The 16,594-nt window shown below is 38.7% G+C and carries 16 protein-coding genes and 1 tRNA gene; 5 read left to right on the plus strand and 12 right to left on the minus strand.

The annotated features are described in order from the left end of the window. Positions 1–17: 17 nt before the first annotated feature. From rpoN to GQ61_RS03795, 7 genes are all read right to left on the minus strand, one after another. Complete coding sequence (gene rpoN / locus GQ61_RS03765; RefSeq protein ID WP_085784039.1) at positions 18–1,451, minus strand: RNA polymerase factor sigma-54; 1,434 nt, start codon at positions 1,449–1,451, stop codon at positions 18–20. A gap of 11 nt (positions 1,452–1,462) precedes the next feature. Next, on the minus strand, positions 1,463–2,236 hold the full coding sequence (gene lptB, locus GQ61_RS03770; protein WP_085784040.1) for an LPS export ABC transporter ATP-binding protein: 774 nt from the start codon (positions 2,234–2,236) through the stop codon (positions 1,463–1,465). Further along, positions 2,233–3,039, minus strand: coding sequence for an LptA/OstA family protein (locus GQ61_RS03775; protein WP_085784041.1), 807 nt, complete (start codon positions 3,037–3,039; stop codon positions 2,233–2,235). Before GQ61_RS03775 ends, lptB begins: the two co-directional genes overlap by 4 nt. After that, entirely contained in the window at positions 3,032–3,730 is a 699-nt protein-coding gene (gene lptC, locus GQ61_RS03780; protein ID WP_085784042.1) for an LPS export ABC transporter periplasmic protein LptC, read from the minus strand. The genes GQ61_RS03775 and lptC overlap by 8 nt, the downstream gene beginning before the upstream one ends. An 8-nt stretch (positions 3,731–3,738) precedes the next feature. Continuing rightward, positions 3,739–4,731, minus strand: a complete 993-nt coding sequence (locus tag GQ61_RS03785) for a KpsF/GutQ family sugar-phosphate isomerase (protein ID WP_085784043.1) — start codon at positions 4,729–4,731, stop codon at positions 3,739–3,741. Between the two features lie 48 nt (positions 4,732–4,779). Beyond that, entirely contained in the window at positions 4,780–5,400 is a 621-nt protein-coding gene (locus tag GQ61_RS03790) for a ribonuclease D (RefSeq protein ID WP_085784044.1), read from the minus strand. A 23-nt stretch (positions 5,401–5,423) separates the two neighbouring features. Then, a tRNA-Leu gene (locus GQ61_RS03795) sits at positions 5,424–5,510 on the minus strand. A 340-nt stretch (positions 5,511–5,850) separates the two neighbouring features. Here GQ61_RS03795 and GQ61_RS03800 point away from each other — a divergent pair. Both GQ61_RS03800 and GQ61_RS03805 read left to right on the plus strand, forming a co-directional pair. Beyond that, positions 5,851–7,614 (plus strand): PHA/PHB synthase family protein, encoded by a 1,764-nt coding sequence (locus GQ61_RS03800; RefSeq protein WP_085784045.1) that lies wholly within the window; start codon positions 5,851–5,853, stop codon positions 7,612–7,614. 12 nt (positions 7,615–7,626) lie between these two features. Further along, positions 7,627–8,454, plus strand: coding sequence for an SDR family oxidoreductase (locus tag GQ61_RS03805; protein WP_085784046.1), 828 nt, complete (start codon positions 7,627–7,629; stop codon positions 8,452–8,454). Here GQ61_RS03805 and GQ61_RS03810 read toward each other — a convergent pair. From GQ61_RS03810 to GQ61_RS03825, 4 genes are all read right to left on the minus strand, one after another. Beyond that, positions 8,417–9,121, minus strand: coding sequence for a hypothetical protein (locus GQ61_RS03810; protein ID WP_085784047.1), 705 nt, complete (start codon positions 9,119–9,121; stop codon positions 8,417–8,419). The two genes, GQ61_RS03805 and GQ61_RS03810, sit on opposite strands and share 38 nt — an antisense overlap. Before the next feature lie 68 nt (positions 9,122–9,189). After that, complete coding sequence (locus tag GQ61_RS03815; RefSeq protein ID WP_085784048.1) at positions 9,190–10,743, minus strand: Npt1/Npt2 family nucleotide transporter; 1,554 nt, start codon at positions 10,741–10,743, stop codon at positions 9,190–9,192. 101 nt (positions 10,744–10,844) lie between these two features. After that, entirely contained in the window at positions 10,845–11,396 is a 552-nt protein-coding gene (locus tag GQ61_RS03820) for a hypothetical protein (RefSeq protein ID WP_085784049.1), read from the minus strand. A 76-nt stretch (positions 11,397–11,472) separates the two neighbouring features. Continuing rightward, positions 11,473–12,261: an ion transporter gene (locus GQ61_RS03825; protein ID WP_085784050.1), complete on the minus strand. Its 789-nt coding sequence runs from the start codon at positions 12,259–12,261 to the stop codon at positions 11,473–11,475. Between the two features lie 91 nt (positions 12,262–12,352). Between GQ61_RS03825 and GQ61_RS03830 the strand changes: the two genes are divergently transcribed. The 3 genes from GQ61_RS03830 to GQ61_RS03840 are packed head-to-tail and all read left to right on the plus strand — an operon-like array spanning position 12,353 to position 15,327. Continuing rightward, positions 12,353–13,363 carry an alpha/beta hydrolase gene (locus tag GQ61_RS03830; RefSeq protein ID WP_085784051.1) on the plus strand — a complete coding sequence of 337 codons (1,011 nt, stop codon included), beginning with the start codon at positions 12,353–12,355 and terminating at the stop codon, positions 13,361–13,363. After that, positions 13,360–13,878 (plus strand): P-loop NTPase family protein, encoded by a 519-nt coding sequence (locus tag GQ61_RS03835; protein WP_085784052.1) that lies wholly within the window; start codon positions 13,360–13,362, stop codon positions 13,876–13,878. The genes GQ61_RS03830 and GQ61_RS03835 overlap by 4 nt, the downstream gene beginning before the upstream one ends. 42 nt (positions 13,879–13,920) lie before the next feature. Then, entirely contained in the window at positions 13,921–15,327 is a 1,407-nt protein-coding gene (locus GQ61_RS03840) for an extracellular solute-binding protein (protein WP_085784053.1), read from the plus strand. Positions 15,328–15,453: 126 nt separating this feature from the next. Here GQ61_RS03840 and GQ61_RS03845 read toward each other — a convergent pair whose 3' ends face one another. Next, positions 15,454–16,452 (minus strand): peptidylprolyl isomerase, encoded by a 999-nt coding sequence (locus GQ61_RS03845; RefSeq protein WP_085784054.1) that lies wholly within the window; start codon positions 16,450–16,452, stop codon positions 15,454–15,456. Between the last annotated feature and the right edge of the window lie 142 nt (positions 16,453–16,594).

A 16,594-nucleotide genomic window follows, 5' to 3' on the forward strand; every position in this document is an offset into this window, starting at 1 on the left:
AATTTTATTTAGTATCTTTAAAAACCTACATTTTTACGCCGTTTTCTCTCGTAAGAAGAAGGCAGCTTAAGGGCATCACGATATTTTGCCACGGTACGTCTCGCAAGTGGTACCCCTTTTGTACTTAAAATTTTAACGATCTGGTCATCGGAAAAAGGTTGATTCGGGTCTTCCTTTTCAACTAATTCCTTAATTTGATGACGAATAGTTTCTGAAGAAAGATCTTCTCCTGTATCAGCATGCGTATAAGCTACAGTGAAAAAGTACTTTAATTCAAATGTACCCCGTGGCGTTGCCATATATTTATTGCTAGTCACACGGCTTACAGTGCTCTCATGCATACCGATAATTTCTGCTATATCTCTTAAAACCATGGGTTTTAAGCCCTTTATTCCCTTATTAAAAAAGGTCTGTTGATGTTCAACAATAGCCTCTGAAACCTTCAAAATAGTGCTTTGTCTTTGCGCAAGAGCTTTTAACAACGCATTCGCACTACCATATTGTTCACTCAAGTATTTTCGTGTGTCTTTGGCAGCTTTATTCTCATTGAGCTGCTTATAATATTTTTGATCAATCCAAATGCGCGGCATCGTTGCTTCATTGAGGTGTGCACGCCACTTTCCTTCGTTTTTATCAAAAGTAATCATCACATCGGGGATAACGGTTTGAGAAGGCGTTTGTTCAAATCTCAGACCCGGCTTAGGATCAAGCTCTCTAATTTTTTTTGTGATTTCTATAAGTTCATCACGATTCAAAACACACTCCTTAAGAAGCTTGTCAATACGATGCTCCGCCAAAAGATCTAGATGATCTATAACTTTTTGCATTTTTTTATTAACGTTTCCTTGATCTTGCAGCTGAAGCGTCAAGCATTCTTTAAGATTGCGTGCAAACACTCCAGGAGGGTCAAAGCACTGCAGTTTAATCAATAGAGACTCTAGAAAATCAACTGAACACCCCAATTGCTCAGCCAAATTCGAAAAATCAGCAAAAATATAACCTGTATTATCAACCAATTCGATCAATTGCGCTCCAATGAGCCTTTCTACAGGATCACGAATATCTGTATTTAACTGAGACAAAAGATGCTCAGTAAGGTTCTCAGAGTTGGCTGCAAGACGTTCTAGGTTATTGCCCTCAGAATCATCGAAAGAATTTTTTTTATTTAGATTTGGCTGATCTTGCCAACGATCTGAATCACTATCATTGGTCCATATGTTGTCAAATTCTTCACCATCAAACTCCTCACCTTCGGTATTTTTCTCAGAAAGACTTGTTTCAAGACCATCCGGAGGATCAAGCGTCAATAATGGGTTTTCATTCAAAGTTTGTGAAATAAACAAGGCAAGATCAAGATTGGAAAGTTCAAGAAGTTTTATGGCCTGACGCAACTGTGGCGTGAGGGTTAGAGTCTGTTGTTGACGTTGAATAAGTCCCTGTGTTGTCTTCATATTAAGGCATATTAAAGCCTAAAACTTTCTCCAAGGTAAACGCGCCGAACATTTTTATCCGCAATAATTTGTTTTGGAGACCCCTCCATGAGAACCTTACCCTCATTAATGATATAAGCCCTATCAACAATATCAAGGGTTTCACGCACATTATGATCTGTAATCAGCACACCAATTTGACGGTCTTTGAGATGGGCAATGAGATTACGGATGTCACCTACTGCTATAGGGTCAATGCCTGCCAATGGCTCATCAAGCAAGAAAAATTCAGGTTGACTCGCTAAGGCTCGAGCAATTTCAACACGTCGCCGCTCTCCTCCCGATAAAGTTAACGCCATGGAACGACGCAAATGTGTAATCATAAACTCTGATAAGAGAGATTCTAAAATTTCCTCTCGGCGATCATGATTTTTTTCCATAACTTGAATAATGGCCATAATGTTTTCTTCAACGGTTAACCCTCTAAAGATAGAAGCTTCTTGCGGTAAATAACCAATACCCAAGCGTGCACGACGATACATGGGAAACGTCGTAATATCATGGCCATCTAGTTTAATAGTCCCTAAACTCGGTGTCACCAACCCTGCAATAATTGAAAAAGTTGTTGTCTTCCCCGCGCCATTTGGCCCTAGAAGCCCCACAACTTCTCCTCTTTCTAGACGTAAATTTATATCGCGGATGACAGGCCGTCCGTTATAAACTTTAGATAAGTTTTCAACACTTAAACCCAAAGCAGGGGTTTTAGACGTTACTTTAGAATGTGAATGGGATGCTTTTGGATTCATGAGGTTGTTTTTTTCATTGAACTATATGTTTCTTTTGACGGTCTCACTAAGGCTTGAGCACGCTTTATCTTAGAGGTCATACGATTTATCCCTCTCTCTACATCTATTTCAACATAATCTCCTTCAAGACGACCATCAAGACGATCGATAGCAACATTTCCACTTAAAGTAGCTTCATCGGGAGTTTGTTTGTAAGTTCCGCTCTTGGCTTGGACAATTTCTTTAGAAGTAATGATCTTTACAACTCCTTCAGCTTCAAGCTTGTCAATTTCTGTTTTCCCTTGCTTATTTTCTTTCAAATGAACTTTAAGAATAGGCGCAAGCAAAGATTTATCATTTTGACGAGCAACAACATCTCCTTCAGCCAAAATTATTTTTTGTTTTTCATCATAGCGAATTACTTTCTGAGCCGTTACATCTACATCTTTTAGCCAGACCTTAAGAGGACCACCGCTTAAAGTTAAGGTGTTGTCCTTTAAATTGTAATCAGCGCTACCAGCTATAGCTTTTTGATACAGGGCAGGAGCTTCATAATAGACATGACCTTGAGCAACGATTCGTGACAATTTCTGTTGAGCTTCTTTAGGACCTAAGTAGGCAATTAAACGATCCGCATAAAGAGTTCTTTCACCTTGTCTCACAACCACAGAACCTTCAGCAATACAACGATTTTCATTTTGCTCGCAGACGATCCCTTTTTTTGCGTCAATCTCTATCGGCAAATCATTATTTTGATTATCAAAGGTAAAAGCCATTAAAGGACTATATAAAAACAACAGGATAAACGCAGAAACTTTATTCATGAGCTTTGTTAACCTTCGCAGCCTCGTCAATTTGAGGATAGATGATCAACTTACTTTTGCCTTTAAAATGGATAGAGTTTGATTCTTTCATTACAGCAAAGCCTTCAGCATCAATTGTCCCAAGAGGTCCAACACCGTGCACAGGTTTATCTCCTTGAGCGTTTTGATTATTAAACTGTAGTTTTGCTTCTTTTGTCTCAAGGTGGTATCCATTCGAACTCTCAAGAACAACATTATCTGAATACGTTAACGTATTATTGTTTTCATCAAAATACCCAGCCTGCGCTTTAATATTAATTGATGTTTTATCTTCAAGAACAATCTCACTTTGTGGATCAGTCAGCAATGCTTCATGAGGCTTAGATTGGAGAGCTTTTTCGGCCTTTATTGAATAAGGTCGACCATTTTTATCGGTGGATATAAGCCTTGGTTTTACCAAATAGTTTTCGACACTGATATCTTGAGGTTTCTTTTTAATATAAGGCCTTGCCACAGATGTTTGCGTAGCCTCCAAGAAATCCTGAAGGTGGGGCCAAAAAAAGACGACACTAATAAGTGTCAAAGCAGTGAAGGGTAAAAACCATTTTAAAAAACGCACGCGCTTTGAATAAGAGTTGCTCAACTTTCGATGTCGCAAAGAAGAAACAAAAGGAAAATGTACTTTTTTAATGGGCGGGATAATTGCTTGCATAGTACCTCTTAAGAGATTCCTGCCCTAAGGCAGTCATGAATATGCAGAATCCCAATGGGCTTATTCTCTTGAGTGTTCTCAACGACAAAAAGACTGGTTATCTTCTTGGTATTCATAATCGCTAGGGCTTCTTGGGCAAGAGCATTTTGACGTATGGTTTTAGGATTGCTCGTCATAACGTCTTGCGCCTTTAATTCAAGCAAGTTTCCAGACATGTGACGCCTTAAATCACCATCCGTAATCATACCTAGCAAACGACCGGTATCTTCACTAACAATCCCTACACAACCAAACCTCTTGGCGGTCATAACCAACATTGCATCACGCATTAAGGTTTGTGGATGCGCTAAAGGCAATTCATTTTCTTTGTGCATAATATCTTTAATTTGCAACAGCTGTTGCCCTAGACGCCCTCCTGGGTGAAACGCACTAAAATCTTCGGAAGAAAAGTTCTTGCGACTTAATAAAGTCGTTGCCAAGGCGTCTCCTAAAACCATCATGAGTGTTGTTGAAGTTGTGGGCGCCAGCTTTAAAGGACACGCTTCTTCAAACTTTGGCAAGGGTAACACAACATCAGCAGCAGAAGCTAAAGCACTTTGTGGATTACTGGTAATCGCGATCAGAGGTAATGACCGACGTTTCGTATCACCTAAAACATCCGACAATTCTGAAGTTTCCCCTGAATTGGATAGGGCAATGACTGTATCATTAATAGAGATCATTCCAAGATCTCCATGACTTGCTTCTGCAGGATGAACAAAAAGAGCAGGCGTTCCTGTCGAAGACAGGGTTGCAGCAATTTTGCGCGCCACATGTCCACTCTTACCCATGCCTGTGACAATCACACGACCCTTGGTGGCAACCAAGACCTCAATAGCTTTTGTAAAACTATCATTTAATGTCTTTTTGAGAGCTTCAAGAGCAGCCACTTCAAGGGATATTACCCTTTGAGCTTCTAAAACGTCTGAAAGTGGCTTTACACTCTTAGCAACTACCGTCATCTTTATATTAAGCCTTTCGTCAACTGAGTATTAAGATTAGCAGACATCCTAGTGTTGAAAAACATAAAAGTCTTCATAGCCCAGCAAATCAAGGCTTGTGCACGTTGGTAAAAATTGAAAGCATTCCTTAGCCAGTTCTGTCCGCCCTTCTCTCAATAACAGTGCATCCAATTTAACCTTTAACTGATGCAAGTGTAAAACATCACCAGCAGCATAGTCCATTTGCTCCGGCTTTAAGGTGGGATTCCCCCAATCAGAGGTTTGTTGTTCTTTTGAAATATCGATACTTAAGAGATCTCTGCATAAATCTTTTAAAGAGTGTCTCTCAGTATAAGTACGCGTTAACTTAGAAGCTATTTTGGTGCAATATATAGGCGTGGTCACAACTCCTAAAGAGTGTTTTAGAGCAGCTACATCAAAGCGCGCAAAATGAAAGATCTTAATAATTTTAGGATCGCTCAAAATTTTACACAAATTCGGGGCGTTATATTCTTTGCTAGTATTTAACTGCACTAAATGTGCAACTCCATCACCACCGGAAAGTTGTACTAAACATAAACGGTCGCGATTATGGTTTAATCCCATCGTTTCTGTATCAATAGCGACACTTCCATCAAACTGCACATCAGCTGGAAGGTCTCCTTGGTAGAGTTTTATGGTTGGCTTCATGGCTTTTCCTTACACTCAATAATTGGTGCCCAGGAGAAGACTCGAACTTCCAAAAGCTTGCGCTCACTAGGACCTGAACCTAGCGCGTCTACCAATTCCGCCACCTGGGCAAGACACCATCTTCAATTAACCATGTAAATTCTTGGTGTCAAGGATTCTGAGTAAAAGCGCATAGGTTGCTCTATATGAGAACTGAGGAAAGCTCTAACTATAAACGGTGGCTATACAAGGCGTCATGTGGATTCTTTTTCCCTTCTCTAAAACTCAAAATAATTTAGAAATCAAGAGACTCTAATGTCATTTGGAATTCAATTCCGACTGTTTTGAGAAGAAAGGTTAGAGTATTGTAAGACACCAAGAGCTTCCAATCTCAAAAAAGGCATTTATTAAAAAAAATTTAAGTCTTTTTTGTCTATTCTGGCTTATAGTAGAAACAAAAATGAGGGAAAAATGAAGGAAAATAATCTTGCCCAGAAAGTAAATGAAGAAGAGAGATCCTTAACGGATGGCTACAATGAGTATTATGCTTGGCTTGACCAATTGTTTTATCAAAGCATTGGTAAACTCACCTTCTCTCTTTCTCCAGCTTCTATTACCTTAGCGTTTTGTGATTGGATTATTCATCTCGCTTCTTCTCCAGGCAAGCAAGTAGCCCTGAGCGCTCAAGCCTTAGAACTCTTAAAACGCTACCAATGCGTTTTGCGTGGTGATCAAGAAGACAAAAAATGTCAATATTATCTGACAGATAAGCGTTTTAAGGACTCCGCCTGGCAAAAAGCACCTTATAAATACTATCAACAAGCTTTTCTTTATGTTGAAGATTGGTGGAAAAATGCCGCATGTGCTCCAGGCACTTCAGAACATCATCGTGATGTTATTGATTTTACTTTAAGACAAATGTTGAACTTTTTTTCACCTACAAACTTTCCTTTTACCAATCCAGAAGTTTTATCAACGACAATTGAACAAATGGGAATGAACTTATTCCGAGGATACAAATATTTTTTGAAAGATTTGAGCAAGTCATTGTTAGGTGAACCACCCGAAAGCTTGCAAAAATTTAAAGCAGGACGCGATGTAGCGATTACTCCCGGTAAAGTGATATATCGCAATAACCTCATAGAACTTATCCAATACAGCCCCAGCACAAAAGAAGTTTATGCAGAGCCGATATTGTTTGTTCCAGCTTGGATCATGAAATATTACATTTTGGACCTTTCTCCTCAAAACTCCTTGGTTAAGTATATGGTGGATAAAGGACATACTGTCTTCATGATTTCCTGGAAGAACCCAATGCAAGAAGATCGTGATCTTTCGTTTGAAGACTATATACAGCTTGGCATTATGGACGCATTAAAAGTCATTAAAGATATCTGTCCTAAAACTTCCATCCATGCTGCGGGCTATTGCTTAGGAGGAACACTCCTCACTATGGCAGCAGCTTATTTAAGTCGATACAACCATCAACAGTTGAAAACTGTCACGCTCTTTGCAGCTCAAACAGACTTTACAGAGGCTGGAGAAATACTTCTATTTGTTGATGAGAGTCAAATAAACTTCCTTAAAAAAATTATGAAGCAACAAGGGTATCTTGATAAACCTCAATTGAAGGGTACTTTTCAGATGCTCAAGTCCACCGATCTCATTTGGTCCTATATGTTAAGAAACTACCTTTTAGGGGTTCGCAAAGAACCAAGTGATTTAATGGCTTGGAATGCCGATGAAACGCGTCTTCCCTATCGAATGCATATGCAATATCTGAAGAATATTTATTTGAAAAACGACCTGGCTGAGGGTCGCTTTAAAGTGAATCAGAAGCCCGTTGCCATCCAAGATGTGGCAGTGCCTATTTTCTGTGTTGCTACAGTGAAAGATCACATTTCACCGTGGCAATCGGTTCATAAAATTCATCTTTTGGCAGACACAGATGTAACTTTTGTTTTGACCAGTGGAGGACATAATGTGGGTATTGTCAGTAATCCAGATCACCCAAAAGCAGCTTATCAAATAAAAACTACCCCAAGAAATGAAGTGTACTTGTCTCCTGATCGTTGGGAAGCCCTTGCACCTCATAAAAAAGGGTCGTGGTGGCTAGCGTGGCAAGAATGGATCGCGCAAGCTTCCTCTACGAAGAAGGTAATGGCTCGACCTGCGGGGAATAAAAACTACAAAGCCATTGAAAATTCTCCGGGAACATATATCTATCAAACTTAAAGAGACGCTACCGTGATTGAAAAACTTTTGTGTTGGGGACTAGGGTACACTGCCCATTTTCTCAAAACAAATCTAGAAGAACAAGGCATCTTCGTTCAAGGAACGCATCGAAATGATGATCTTCTAACGCAAGAGGATATCTTCTCAGCATCGCACATTCTAGTTTCGATTCCACCAATTGATGGCGAAGATTTAACTCTCAAACATTATGCTTCAATACTAAAAAAACATAGAAATCTTCAATGGCTGGGGTACCTTTCTTCTACAAGCGTTTATGGTGACCATCAAGGTCAGTGGGTTACCGAGGAAAGTCTTATGCATCCTGACAGTTTACGTTCAAAACAGCGATTAGCTATTGAGAATCAATGGTTAGAGTTTGGACTCCATTACAAATTGCCTATACACATCTTTCGCCTGACAGGGATTTATGGGCCTCAACGTAATACTCTGGAACGGCTTATAAAGGGCGACACCCTAAACATCTACAAGCCTGGACAAGTCTTTTGTCGCATTCATATTTTGGATATTGTTGAAATGCTGAAAGTTTCTATGAATCACCCAAATCCAGGGCAGGTTTATAATGTGACGGATGACGAACCAGCATCGAGCAACGATGTATTGAGCTTTGCAGCATCATTATTGAAAATTCCTTGCCCTCCCCTCATTCCCTTTGAAGAAGCCAGTCTCTCTGATTTTGCAAAAGAATTTTATCTTTGTAACCGCCGCGTTTCCAATCAAAAAATAAAAGAGGAGCTGAAAATACAGCTCCTCTTTCCAACGTTTAGGGAAGGACTATCAGATCTTATCGCTCATTTGCCACAGTTGAAGCTAGAAAATTAGCTGTGTCATCTTGGACTTTACATTCTAACTCTAAGCCACCTGTCTTCGTACTCTCAAAAGCATCATAAAAACGTAGAATATATTTTTTTCCAAAGGTCAACTTCTGACAACGCACTAAATCTGCTTTTTCAAAGGCTGACGCCCTACGCCCACCTACAACGAATGTGGAAGCTCCTTTCACGTCTTTTGACGACACTGCAATCAATTGAGATCCCTTTTTTTTCTTATCATAAACGGGGTAAGCACGATCTTTTTCAACCAGATATTTGAACGATGTGGAATTGGAGGCTAATTGGGGATCTGTTATATTTGGCTCAAAGACATCAAATTTAACAGGAAGCTTCATATTGTTTTCTACTTCAATAAGTGCATACCCTTTTTTCAAAAGACATTTTTCACCGATATTTGATTTATAACTGCAGCTTTCTAAACAGAATTTCAGACGCTCTGGATCGTCACAAACATTTTTTTCATCAGTTGGAAGACATAGGGCCTCTCCCTTAGTAAAGGGGGTATTTCCCGTCGTTGTGCAATGACCACCACTTAAGCTTCCAGAAGATAACTTTCTTTTCAACGAAGACATGACATCGCCAAAAACTTCTCCGGAAGTTAACACCTGCAATACCGAGATCACAAAAATAAAATATAAAAAATTGAAACGTTTCATGTGCCCCTCTTATTTGTTTTTCATTGATTAAATAATTATGACACAAACAAAAGGATTGCGTAAAGATTTTAAGAATTTTGGATAGCAGCCACTGAAGCAAACAAGTCGCTCTTTCGGCGTTGTTCTTCTTCATAAACAAGACGAATATACATTTTATTAAGAGAAATCACGGCTAATATCCAGACAGAAACCACAGCAATAAAAATCGCGATCATAAATGGAGCGACAATCATCAAATCACTAGCCGCTGTCAAAATTAGTAGACCACTGGAGATGTACCCACCGCTGGCCTTGCTAAAACTATGCCCAATCACATCAACAGCAGCCTTACCTTTGACCTTTAAGTCATCGTCTAAAGGAATATAGGCCATTTCCTTTGTGGGATCGAACATTGAATATTTGCTACATTTTGAAAGAACCTGCTGCGTCGAACCAATGAGCACTGCCATCATCAAAGGAGTAAGACTTAAAAATTGGGTTACTGTTGCGAGGTAATCACCAAAAAGAATGAAGGAAAAGAACAATCCTCCTGTAATCGCAAGAACCGTTGGTGTGATAATTGCTCCTCGAAACCACCCAAAACGAGCAACAATCCCTTTGAAGAAAAAAATTAAGATTACTGTAGCAAATCCCGTAGCAATTGAAAAATTCCCCATAAAATCAGCATATTCTAGCGTTGTAGGATATTGCAACCTCAATTGCTTTTTCCAAATCAAACCTGCCAAGTTATTACAAATACCATACCCCAAAACAAGAATAGCAATAAGACCAATATATTTGGACGTCACCACATGCTTAAAGCTTTCAAAAACAGTATACTTGGGCTTTTTCTCATTACTTTTAGCTTTACTGGCGGATTCATCATAATAACGAGGATCAGTTAACACACTTCTATTCATCCAATAATAAATACAGATGATCACCAAGCCACAAAAGACAACTGAGATAGTCAGAGCGTTCAGATAATCACCACAAGAATCAACCGCGCCTCCTGCTTGCCTTTGAATTGCACAGAAGTGTTTCATTGCTAGCCCAGCGGCAATAAGTGCACAATGTCCTAAAAACCCGAACATAGTGTAAAAGCGTTTTGCCTCTTTGGTTTTAGTGATCTGGTTCGCAAACTGCCAGAACAAAAGACCCAAAACGATTGTTCCCCAGAGCTCTGAGAAAATATAAAAGCACGACAAGGTCCAGACTTCAAAAACCGAAATAAAATGTTGGATATTGGGCAGTAATATTTTTAAATGTTGAACAGTTTCTGCTGAAGGGTGCAGCAAATCTCTATAGGGGTAAAGAAAAAGAGCAAAAACAAGAAAAAATATTAAGAATATTGAGACGCCTGTATAAAACAAAGATTCTCGCTTTAAAGTATTGGCCAGCTTTGCATAAATTGTAACAAAAAGAATGGCCACAGGCATGATAATGTAGCCCTTTAAAAAGGGGATCACTTCAGGTCCCACTGCTGGCACCACCAAAGCATCTTTCGTATTGCGCAACACTGTATAGTTGAACAACACAAAAAACATCATTAAAGTCATAGGAAGAAATTTTTTTGCTTCATTGCCCTGGATCGGCCAGAACAAGTTACGAAGTCTGCTAAACGATGGTTCTTGAGACTGCAAAGATTAATTTCCCGTCCAAAAGATTTTGAGGTTTCCTATCACCTCATGGCACTTGTATACGAGGAAAGAACTCTTTTGGCAACAAGTTCCTTAGAAAAAATTTAATTTTCCGTTAATGAAGATTTGAAGCGCTCTTGCGGGACAGGTGGACGAATTTTCTTAAGTTTTTCAAGTTTCTCCACCTTTATATTACCGTAAGCTTCTGGATGTTTAAGCTTTTCTTCTACCGCCAGTTCTTCCAAAATATGGCTTGCGAGCTTTTTATGCTGCTCAAAACTTTTGAGGTTAATAACGTCAGCTTTAGCCTTTTTAATAAGCTTCTTTCTTTTCTCTGCGGTCAAAGATTCATCCTTTTCAAGGTGAATTACCTTTAAAGCAGGCAAAATGTATGGGGCAAGCTCGTCAAAATATTCACTACGGTTTTTAATAGTTTGTTCCAATTTTTCTTTAGCAATAGGCACTACCCTTATTAAACCTTCGTATTTTAATTCTTTTTTGATCTGCTTTAAGATTTTTTTGTATTCATCGTAAGTAACTTTAAGAGATGCGAGATTGTCATTGGAAGAAAGTGAGTCTTTATCTTCTGCTAACACAACTGTTCCAAGCCCATTCACGAAAACAGCAAGCAACCCTATAATTCTCAATAATTCCATGACCTCTCCCTTTAAAAAGCTCAACATAATCTAAACTTTTTTAAAGAGAGCCTCAATAGCAGATTATTGCGCCTAGTTATTTGCGACGCTTCAAATCTCCTCTGATTTCTTTAAGGTCTCTCTGTATTTTACTTAATTCTTGGCGTAAGTCCGTCGTTCCTTTACGAGGTTCAAAACGCTCTTCAACCCTTAATACTGCGCTTATCACTGCTCCAATCATAAGAGCCACTAAAAAATAACTCACAAACAAAAGAAGGCTAAAGAATAAAGTAGAGGACAAACCAATAGTATGGAGCTGTTCTGTAATAACAACCCAACTTACTCCCCCCGTCACAACTTTTAATAAGGTATACATTGAAAGACCTACGGTACCAAATTCGGTAGATAAGTGAGTGCCAAACATGGCTGTAGACATGAGAGCAAACATATAAAAGATGACCATTGACACTATGAAGACGTTCGCAAGGCCAGGCAAAGCATGAACCAATCCATCAACAATGTGCTTTGTTCGTGGAAGCAGCTCTAAGGAGCTCATAACATGTAAAAACCTTAATAATCTAAAGGTATAAGCAATAGAATTAGGCATCAGAGATAACGCAATGACTATAAAGTCAATCACGTTCCAGTAACTTTTGAAAAATCTTCCTCGTAAAAGAATAATTTTCACCATCATTTCGATCACGAAGACGGCTAAAATAACACGATCAATTGTTTCAAAAATTTCATTATAGGACTTAAATTCGGGAAAAGTACTCAGCCCCGACATAGCGCCAATCGCGAGCACCATCCCAATGACAATAAAATGCATCAATTTTGATTCAAAAAACTTTTCTGCGCTTTCAGCAAGACGATCCAGAGTTGACATTTTTTCCCCTCTCGCAAATATTATGGTTTCAAATCATAGTTCTAATTTAGCAAGAAAACCTTTTATAAAGGGTTAATAAGGACATTACCCTATGCGGAAAAGACATTCAGGGCCTGTAGGACGGATTGAAGTCTTAAAAATTAAGAGTAAAGCGCTCAGCCAAAACCTATTAGGCGATCCATTAGAACGCGACCTTCTTGTTTATCTACCCCCTCATTTTAATGCCGCCGCTCATTATCCCTTGATCGTTGAATTTGCGGCTTATTCAAATTCTGGATTGGGTCGCCTTAATTGGCGCAATTTTGGTGAGAATGATGCTGAACGTCTAGACCGTCTGATAGCTGAAGGGATGCCTCCTGTCATTGTTGCTTTTCCTGATTGTTTTACACGTCTTGGGGGCAACCAATATGTAAACAGCCTAGCTATGGGTAATTATGAAACACATATCCTTGAAGAAATTGTGCCTCTTATAGAAACTACATTTAACTGTGGAGGGCTCGGTAAAAGAGGCTGTATGGGAAAATCTTCAGGAGGATATGGCGCCATTTTCCATGGTATCAAGCATGCTGACTTTTGGAGTGCCATCGCTTGCCAGTCTGGCGACATGGCATTTGACCTCGTTTACCTTCCTAGTTTTCCTAAAATTTTCAACTATTTATCAAAATTTGATTACTCCATAGAGAACTTTATAACGTCTTTTGAGAGTCGTTCAAAATTAAGTGGTATCGATATTGAAACCCTCAATATGTTAGCTATGGCTGCAAGCTATGATCCTAATCCTAGCGCTTTTTTGGGAATTCAACTTCCGGTTAATCCTCACTCACTTGAGATCATACCTGAACGTTGGCAAGCTTGGCTGAAATATGATCCCCTAAATATCGTTCAACAACACGGAAGTCATCTACGTCAATTGAAACTACTATTTATTGATTGCGGCAGTTATGATCAGTATCATCTTCATTATGGTGCACGCAGACTGATAAAACTATTAAAAACGATGGATATTCCTCATATGTATGAAGAATTTCCGGATGATCATTCAAGTTTGGATTACCGACTTGATCGCAGTTTTCCCCTCCTCTCAAACGCATTACATCAATGAAAACAAAAAAGAATCAACGGATTTTTATTTTTGGTCCTGCTGGCGCTGGAAAATCAACTTTAAGCAAGATTTTAACAAAAAAAACAAATATTCCTACGTACCATCTTGATTGTCTTTATTGGCTTCCAGGGTGGAAACGCACTGAAGATCCAATATGGTATGATAAGTTGCATAAAATCTTAACTCAGCCTTCTTGGATTATAGAAGGAATGCTTCAGGATTTCGAGCTTCGTGCCCAATCTGCATATACAATTTACGTTTTAGATTTTCCTCTGTGGTTATGTCTTTGGCGAGCGACAAAACGTACCTTGCAACATAAAAGACGGGTCCGAGAATGCCGACCCAAAGGGTGTTCTGATAAGTTTTCTTGGTTGCTATTTAAAGCAATTTTCAAATATTACTTAAGACGAAAAACTTATTTTGAGTATTTTGCCAAACATCAAAAAGATAAAAAAATTAAAATTTTTAAAAGCCCGCGAGAACTTGATGATTTCTTGCGCAAGCTACACAAATAGATTAAAAATTTAAACATTAAAAATTTTAGAGAACTTAGCGCTATGAAGAATTTCTTACATTATTTACTAATCGGTTGCTTTTTAATTTCGCTGTCAGCCTGTACAAAAAATTCCTTTGAGGACACCCCACAAACTACTTTAAAAATTTGCACTGGATTCTCTGGGAAAATCCATGAAGCCTTTTTGCTTTATCTCGAGGCTTTCAATAAATCTCAAACTTCAGTAAAAGCGGAAGTGGTCGATAAAGGAAACTATCTTGATGTCTTTAAAACTGTTATCGCAGAAAAAGACAAACCGTTAGAGGCACGTCCAGATCTCTATCATATTTCAGAGTTCGCTTCTCCCACCATCATCGCGCACTATCAAAATTCAACATCTCAGGGGAAAAAACTAATCCCTGTTGGAGAAATTATCCCTGCACTGAATGATATGCAATTCTTTGCAGGTCTTGAAGAAAACTACGGTTTAAACGGAACTCTTCTTGGATTTCCTTTTAATCCTTCAATGGGGATCATGTTCGTCAATCAAGAACTTCTTCAGAAGGCCTATGGACCCAACTATCAATGGAAATACAGTACACCAATGTCATGGGACGAACTCATTGCTTTTACAGAAAAAACTCTCGGCATTTTAAGAACTAAAGAACCAGGAAAGAAATTCTATGGATTCACTTTCCCATGGAGTGCTGCTTATACTTATGAATATCTTACTTCTATGACCAATATGCCTATCACAACTCATGAAAATGGTTTTGATGATATGTACAAAGCACGCTTCATTCTTCATAGAAATCCCCATATCATTGATTTTTTTGAAAAACTTCGTCAATGGTCAAAACAAGACATTTACAGATATGTCAGTGATTTTTCTAATGTTGCTGAAGAAGCCTTTGCCCAAGGCGACACTTTAATTCTTATGCAGGGCGTTGGACGCCTTAATGATATTCAGAAAGAAATCAGTAAAGCGAAACAAAAATTTGATTTAAGTTTTGCGCCTTTGCCTTATGACCGTAAAGCGATTGAGTCACCCTATGCTCCTAAAATTGGAGGAGGAGCCTTTTGGGCAACGAACAAAAGCGAAGGCGTGAGACTGTTTCTTGACTTTGTATCAACGCCTGAAAATCAAGTTCTCTGGAGTAAATTAAGCGGTTATATGCCTTCTACTATAAAGGCTCATCAAATTTTAGAAGAACGTAATTTTTATCAGTCAAATCCTGCCGTAAAAATAGCACTGTCACAAGTGATAGAGAGGCCATGGAGTCTGTTAACACACACACGTTTAGGAGATTATGGTGATATCCGTGGCAAGCTGTTTAACGGGATGTTAGTTCAATTTTTGAACAGCACACAAGACGCCAAAGAATTTTTAAAGAGTTTTGATACCAACGCGAATGAAAAACTTGAAGTGTTTGCTTTGGAAAAGCTCAAATCAAACCCTGAAAATAATTAACATATGTGAAAATGTTAGTCAAAGACCTCCGTCTACGGAAGAGGTTTGTTTTGTATAAAAAAATAGTGCCCTTTTTTCAAAGAGCACTTTTAATCGCGGCGTTAGATAATAAACGATGAGAGAAAATTATTTCTTCTCTTCATCCTTTTTTTCGTCTTTTTTATCATCTTGAGCAGCATCGGAAGAAGAATTATCTGTAGAGTTACCGCCGTTCAGATCAAAACCTTCCTTATCTGGCTTGCCATTTTCATCGAAAAGCTCAACTTTTACTTTACCACGAAGATCTTTTACCAGCTTTAACATGGCTTTCTCTTGAAGTTCACGACCAATGTCTTCTTTAACCTCTTCAAGAGCGTGTGGTTTTGCTTTACGACGATCATCAACCTTCAATATGTGCCAACCAAAATCAGATTTAACCGGTGATTTAGAGAAACCACCTGACTTAAGTTCCATGGCAGCCTTTAAGAACATTGGAGGCACCATATCGCCTTCGGAAATATACCCAAGATCTCCGCCTTCACTCGCAGTTGATTTATCAATGGAAAACTCACGAGCAAGCTTCAAGAAATCTTCTCCTTCTTCAAGGCGCTTAATGATTTTCTTAGCTGTTGCTTCGTCCTTCACAACGACATGACGAACTTTAACTTCTTCTTTTCCTTTGGGGAATTCTTTTACATAAGCGTCATAAGCTTCTTTAACAGCCTTTTCGTTCAAGTGCTGGCCTACTTCCTTACCTAAGAAAGCTTGGATTTTTACTTGCAGTATAGCTTGATCAATGGCTGCTTGAACCTTTGGATCTTTTTCAACGCCAGAATTTTTTGCAGCATCAGTAATGATCTTTAGATCAACCAATTGGTTGCGCAATCCCTTCCAAAGCTTCTTTTTATCTTTTGCTTGTTGAAGCAATTGCTTTGGTAAAATCTTTTCCATAGCCTTAACTTCGCTAGAATAAATTGATTCACCATCAACTTTCGCTACAACTGTACCTTTTTTATCGCCTTTTTCAGCTTTTTCAGACTTTTCTGCTTTTGCTGCATCTTCTTGAGCAAAAACTGGCAAAGCATTTGAAGCCATGACAGTTGCAAGAACAGTAGCAACAGTTGCAATTTTGAATCTTATCGTCATCGTTTATTCCTTTCTCAACGATTTAAATTTGGCCTTCTATCTTAAGATTATATATAATGTTTACCATTACATTAATCAAAGGCTAGGGTTCGCAAAACGAAAGAAATGATAAGTGCATCACTTTTGCTTGCAATCTAAGGCC

The organism is Candidatus Nucleicultrix amoebiphila FS5 (assembly GCF_002117145.1).
In the GTDB taxonomy this organism is placed as follows: Bacteria; Pseudomonadota; Alphaproteobacteria; order Caedimonadales; family Nucleicultricaceae; genus Nucleicultrix; species Nucleicultrix amoebiphila.

Coding starts and splice junctions, on each gene's coding strand:
- rpoN (WP_085784039.1), bottom strand. CDS start 1,451: ATGAAGACAACACAGGGACTTATTCAACGTCAACAACAGACTCTAACC.
- lptB (WP_085784040.1), bottom strand. CDS start 2,236: ATGAATCCAAAAGCATCCCATTCACATTCTAAAGTAACGTCTAAAACC.
- GQ61_RS03775 (WP_085784041.1), bottom strand. CDS start 3,039: ATGAATAAAGTTTCTGCGTTTATCCTGTTGTTTTTATATAGTCCTTTA.
- lptC (WP_085784042.1), bottom strand. CDS start 3,730: ATGCAAGCAATTATCCCGCCCATTAAAAAAGTACATTTTCCTTTTGTT.
- GQ61_RS03785 (WP_085784043.1), bottom strand. CDS start 4,731: ATGACGGTAGTTGCTAAGAGTGTAAAGCCACTTTCAGACGTTTTAGAA.
- GQ61_RS03790 (WP_085784044.1), bottom strand. CDS start 5,400: ATGAAGCCAACCATAAAACTCTACCAAGGAGACCTTCCAGCTGATGTG.
- GQ61_RS03800 (WP_085784045.1), top strand. CDS start 5,851: ATGAAGGAAAATAATCTTGCCCAGAAAGTAAATGAAGAAGAGAGATCC.
- GQ61_RS03810 (WP_085784047.1), bottom strand. CDS start 9,121: ATGAAACGTTTCAATTTTTTATATTTTATTTTTGTGATCTCGGTATTG.
- GQ61_RS03820 (WP_085784049.1), bottom strand. CDS start 11,396: ATGGAATTATTGAGAATTATAGGGTTGCTTGCTGTTTTCGTGAATGGG.
- GQ61_RS03825 (WP_085784050.1), bottom strand. CDS start 12,261: ATGTCAACTCTGGATCGTCTTGCTGAAAGCGCAGAAAAGTTTTTTGAA.
- GQ61_RS03830 (WP_085784051.1), top strand. CDS start 12,353: ATGCGGAAAAGACATTCAGGGCCTGTAGGACGGATTGAAGTCTTAAAA.
- GQ61_RS03835 (WP_085784052.1), top strand. CDS start 13,360: ATGAAAACAAAAAAGAATCAACGGATTTTTATTTTTGGTCCTGCTGGC.
- GQ61_RS03840 (WP_085784053.1), top strand. CDS start 13,921: ATGAAGAATTTCTTACATTATTTACTAATCGGTTGCTTTTTAATTTCG.
- GQ61_RS03845 (WP_085784054.1), bottom strand. CDS start 16,452: ATGACGATAAGATTCAAAATTGCAACTGTTGCTACTGTTCTTGCAACT.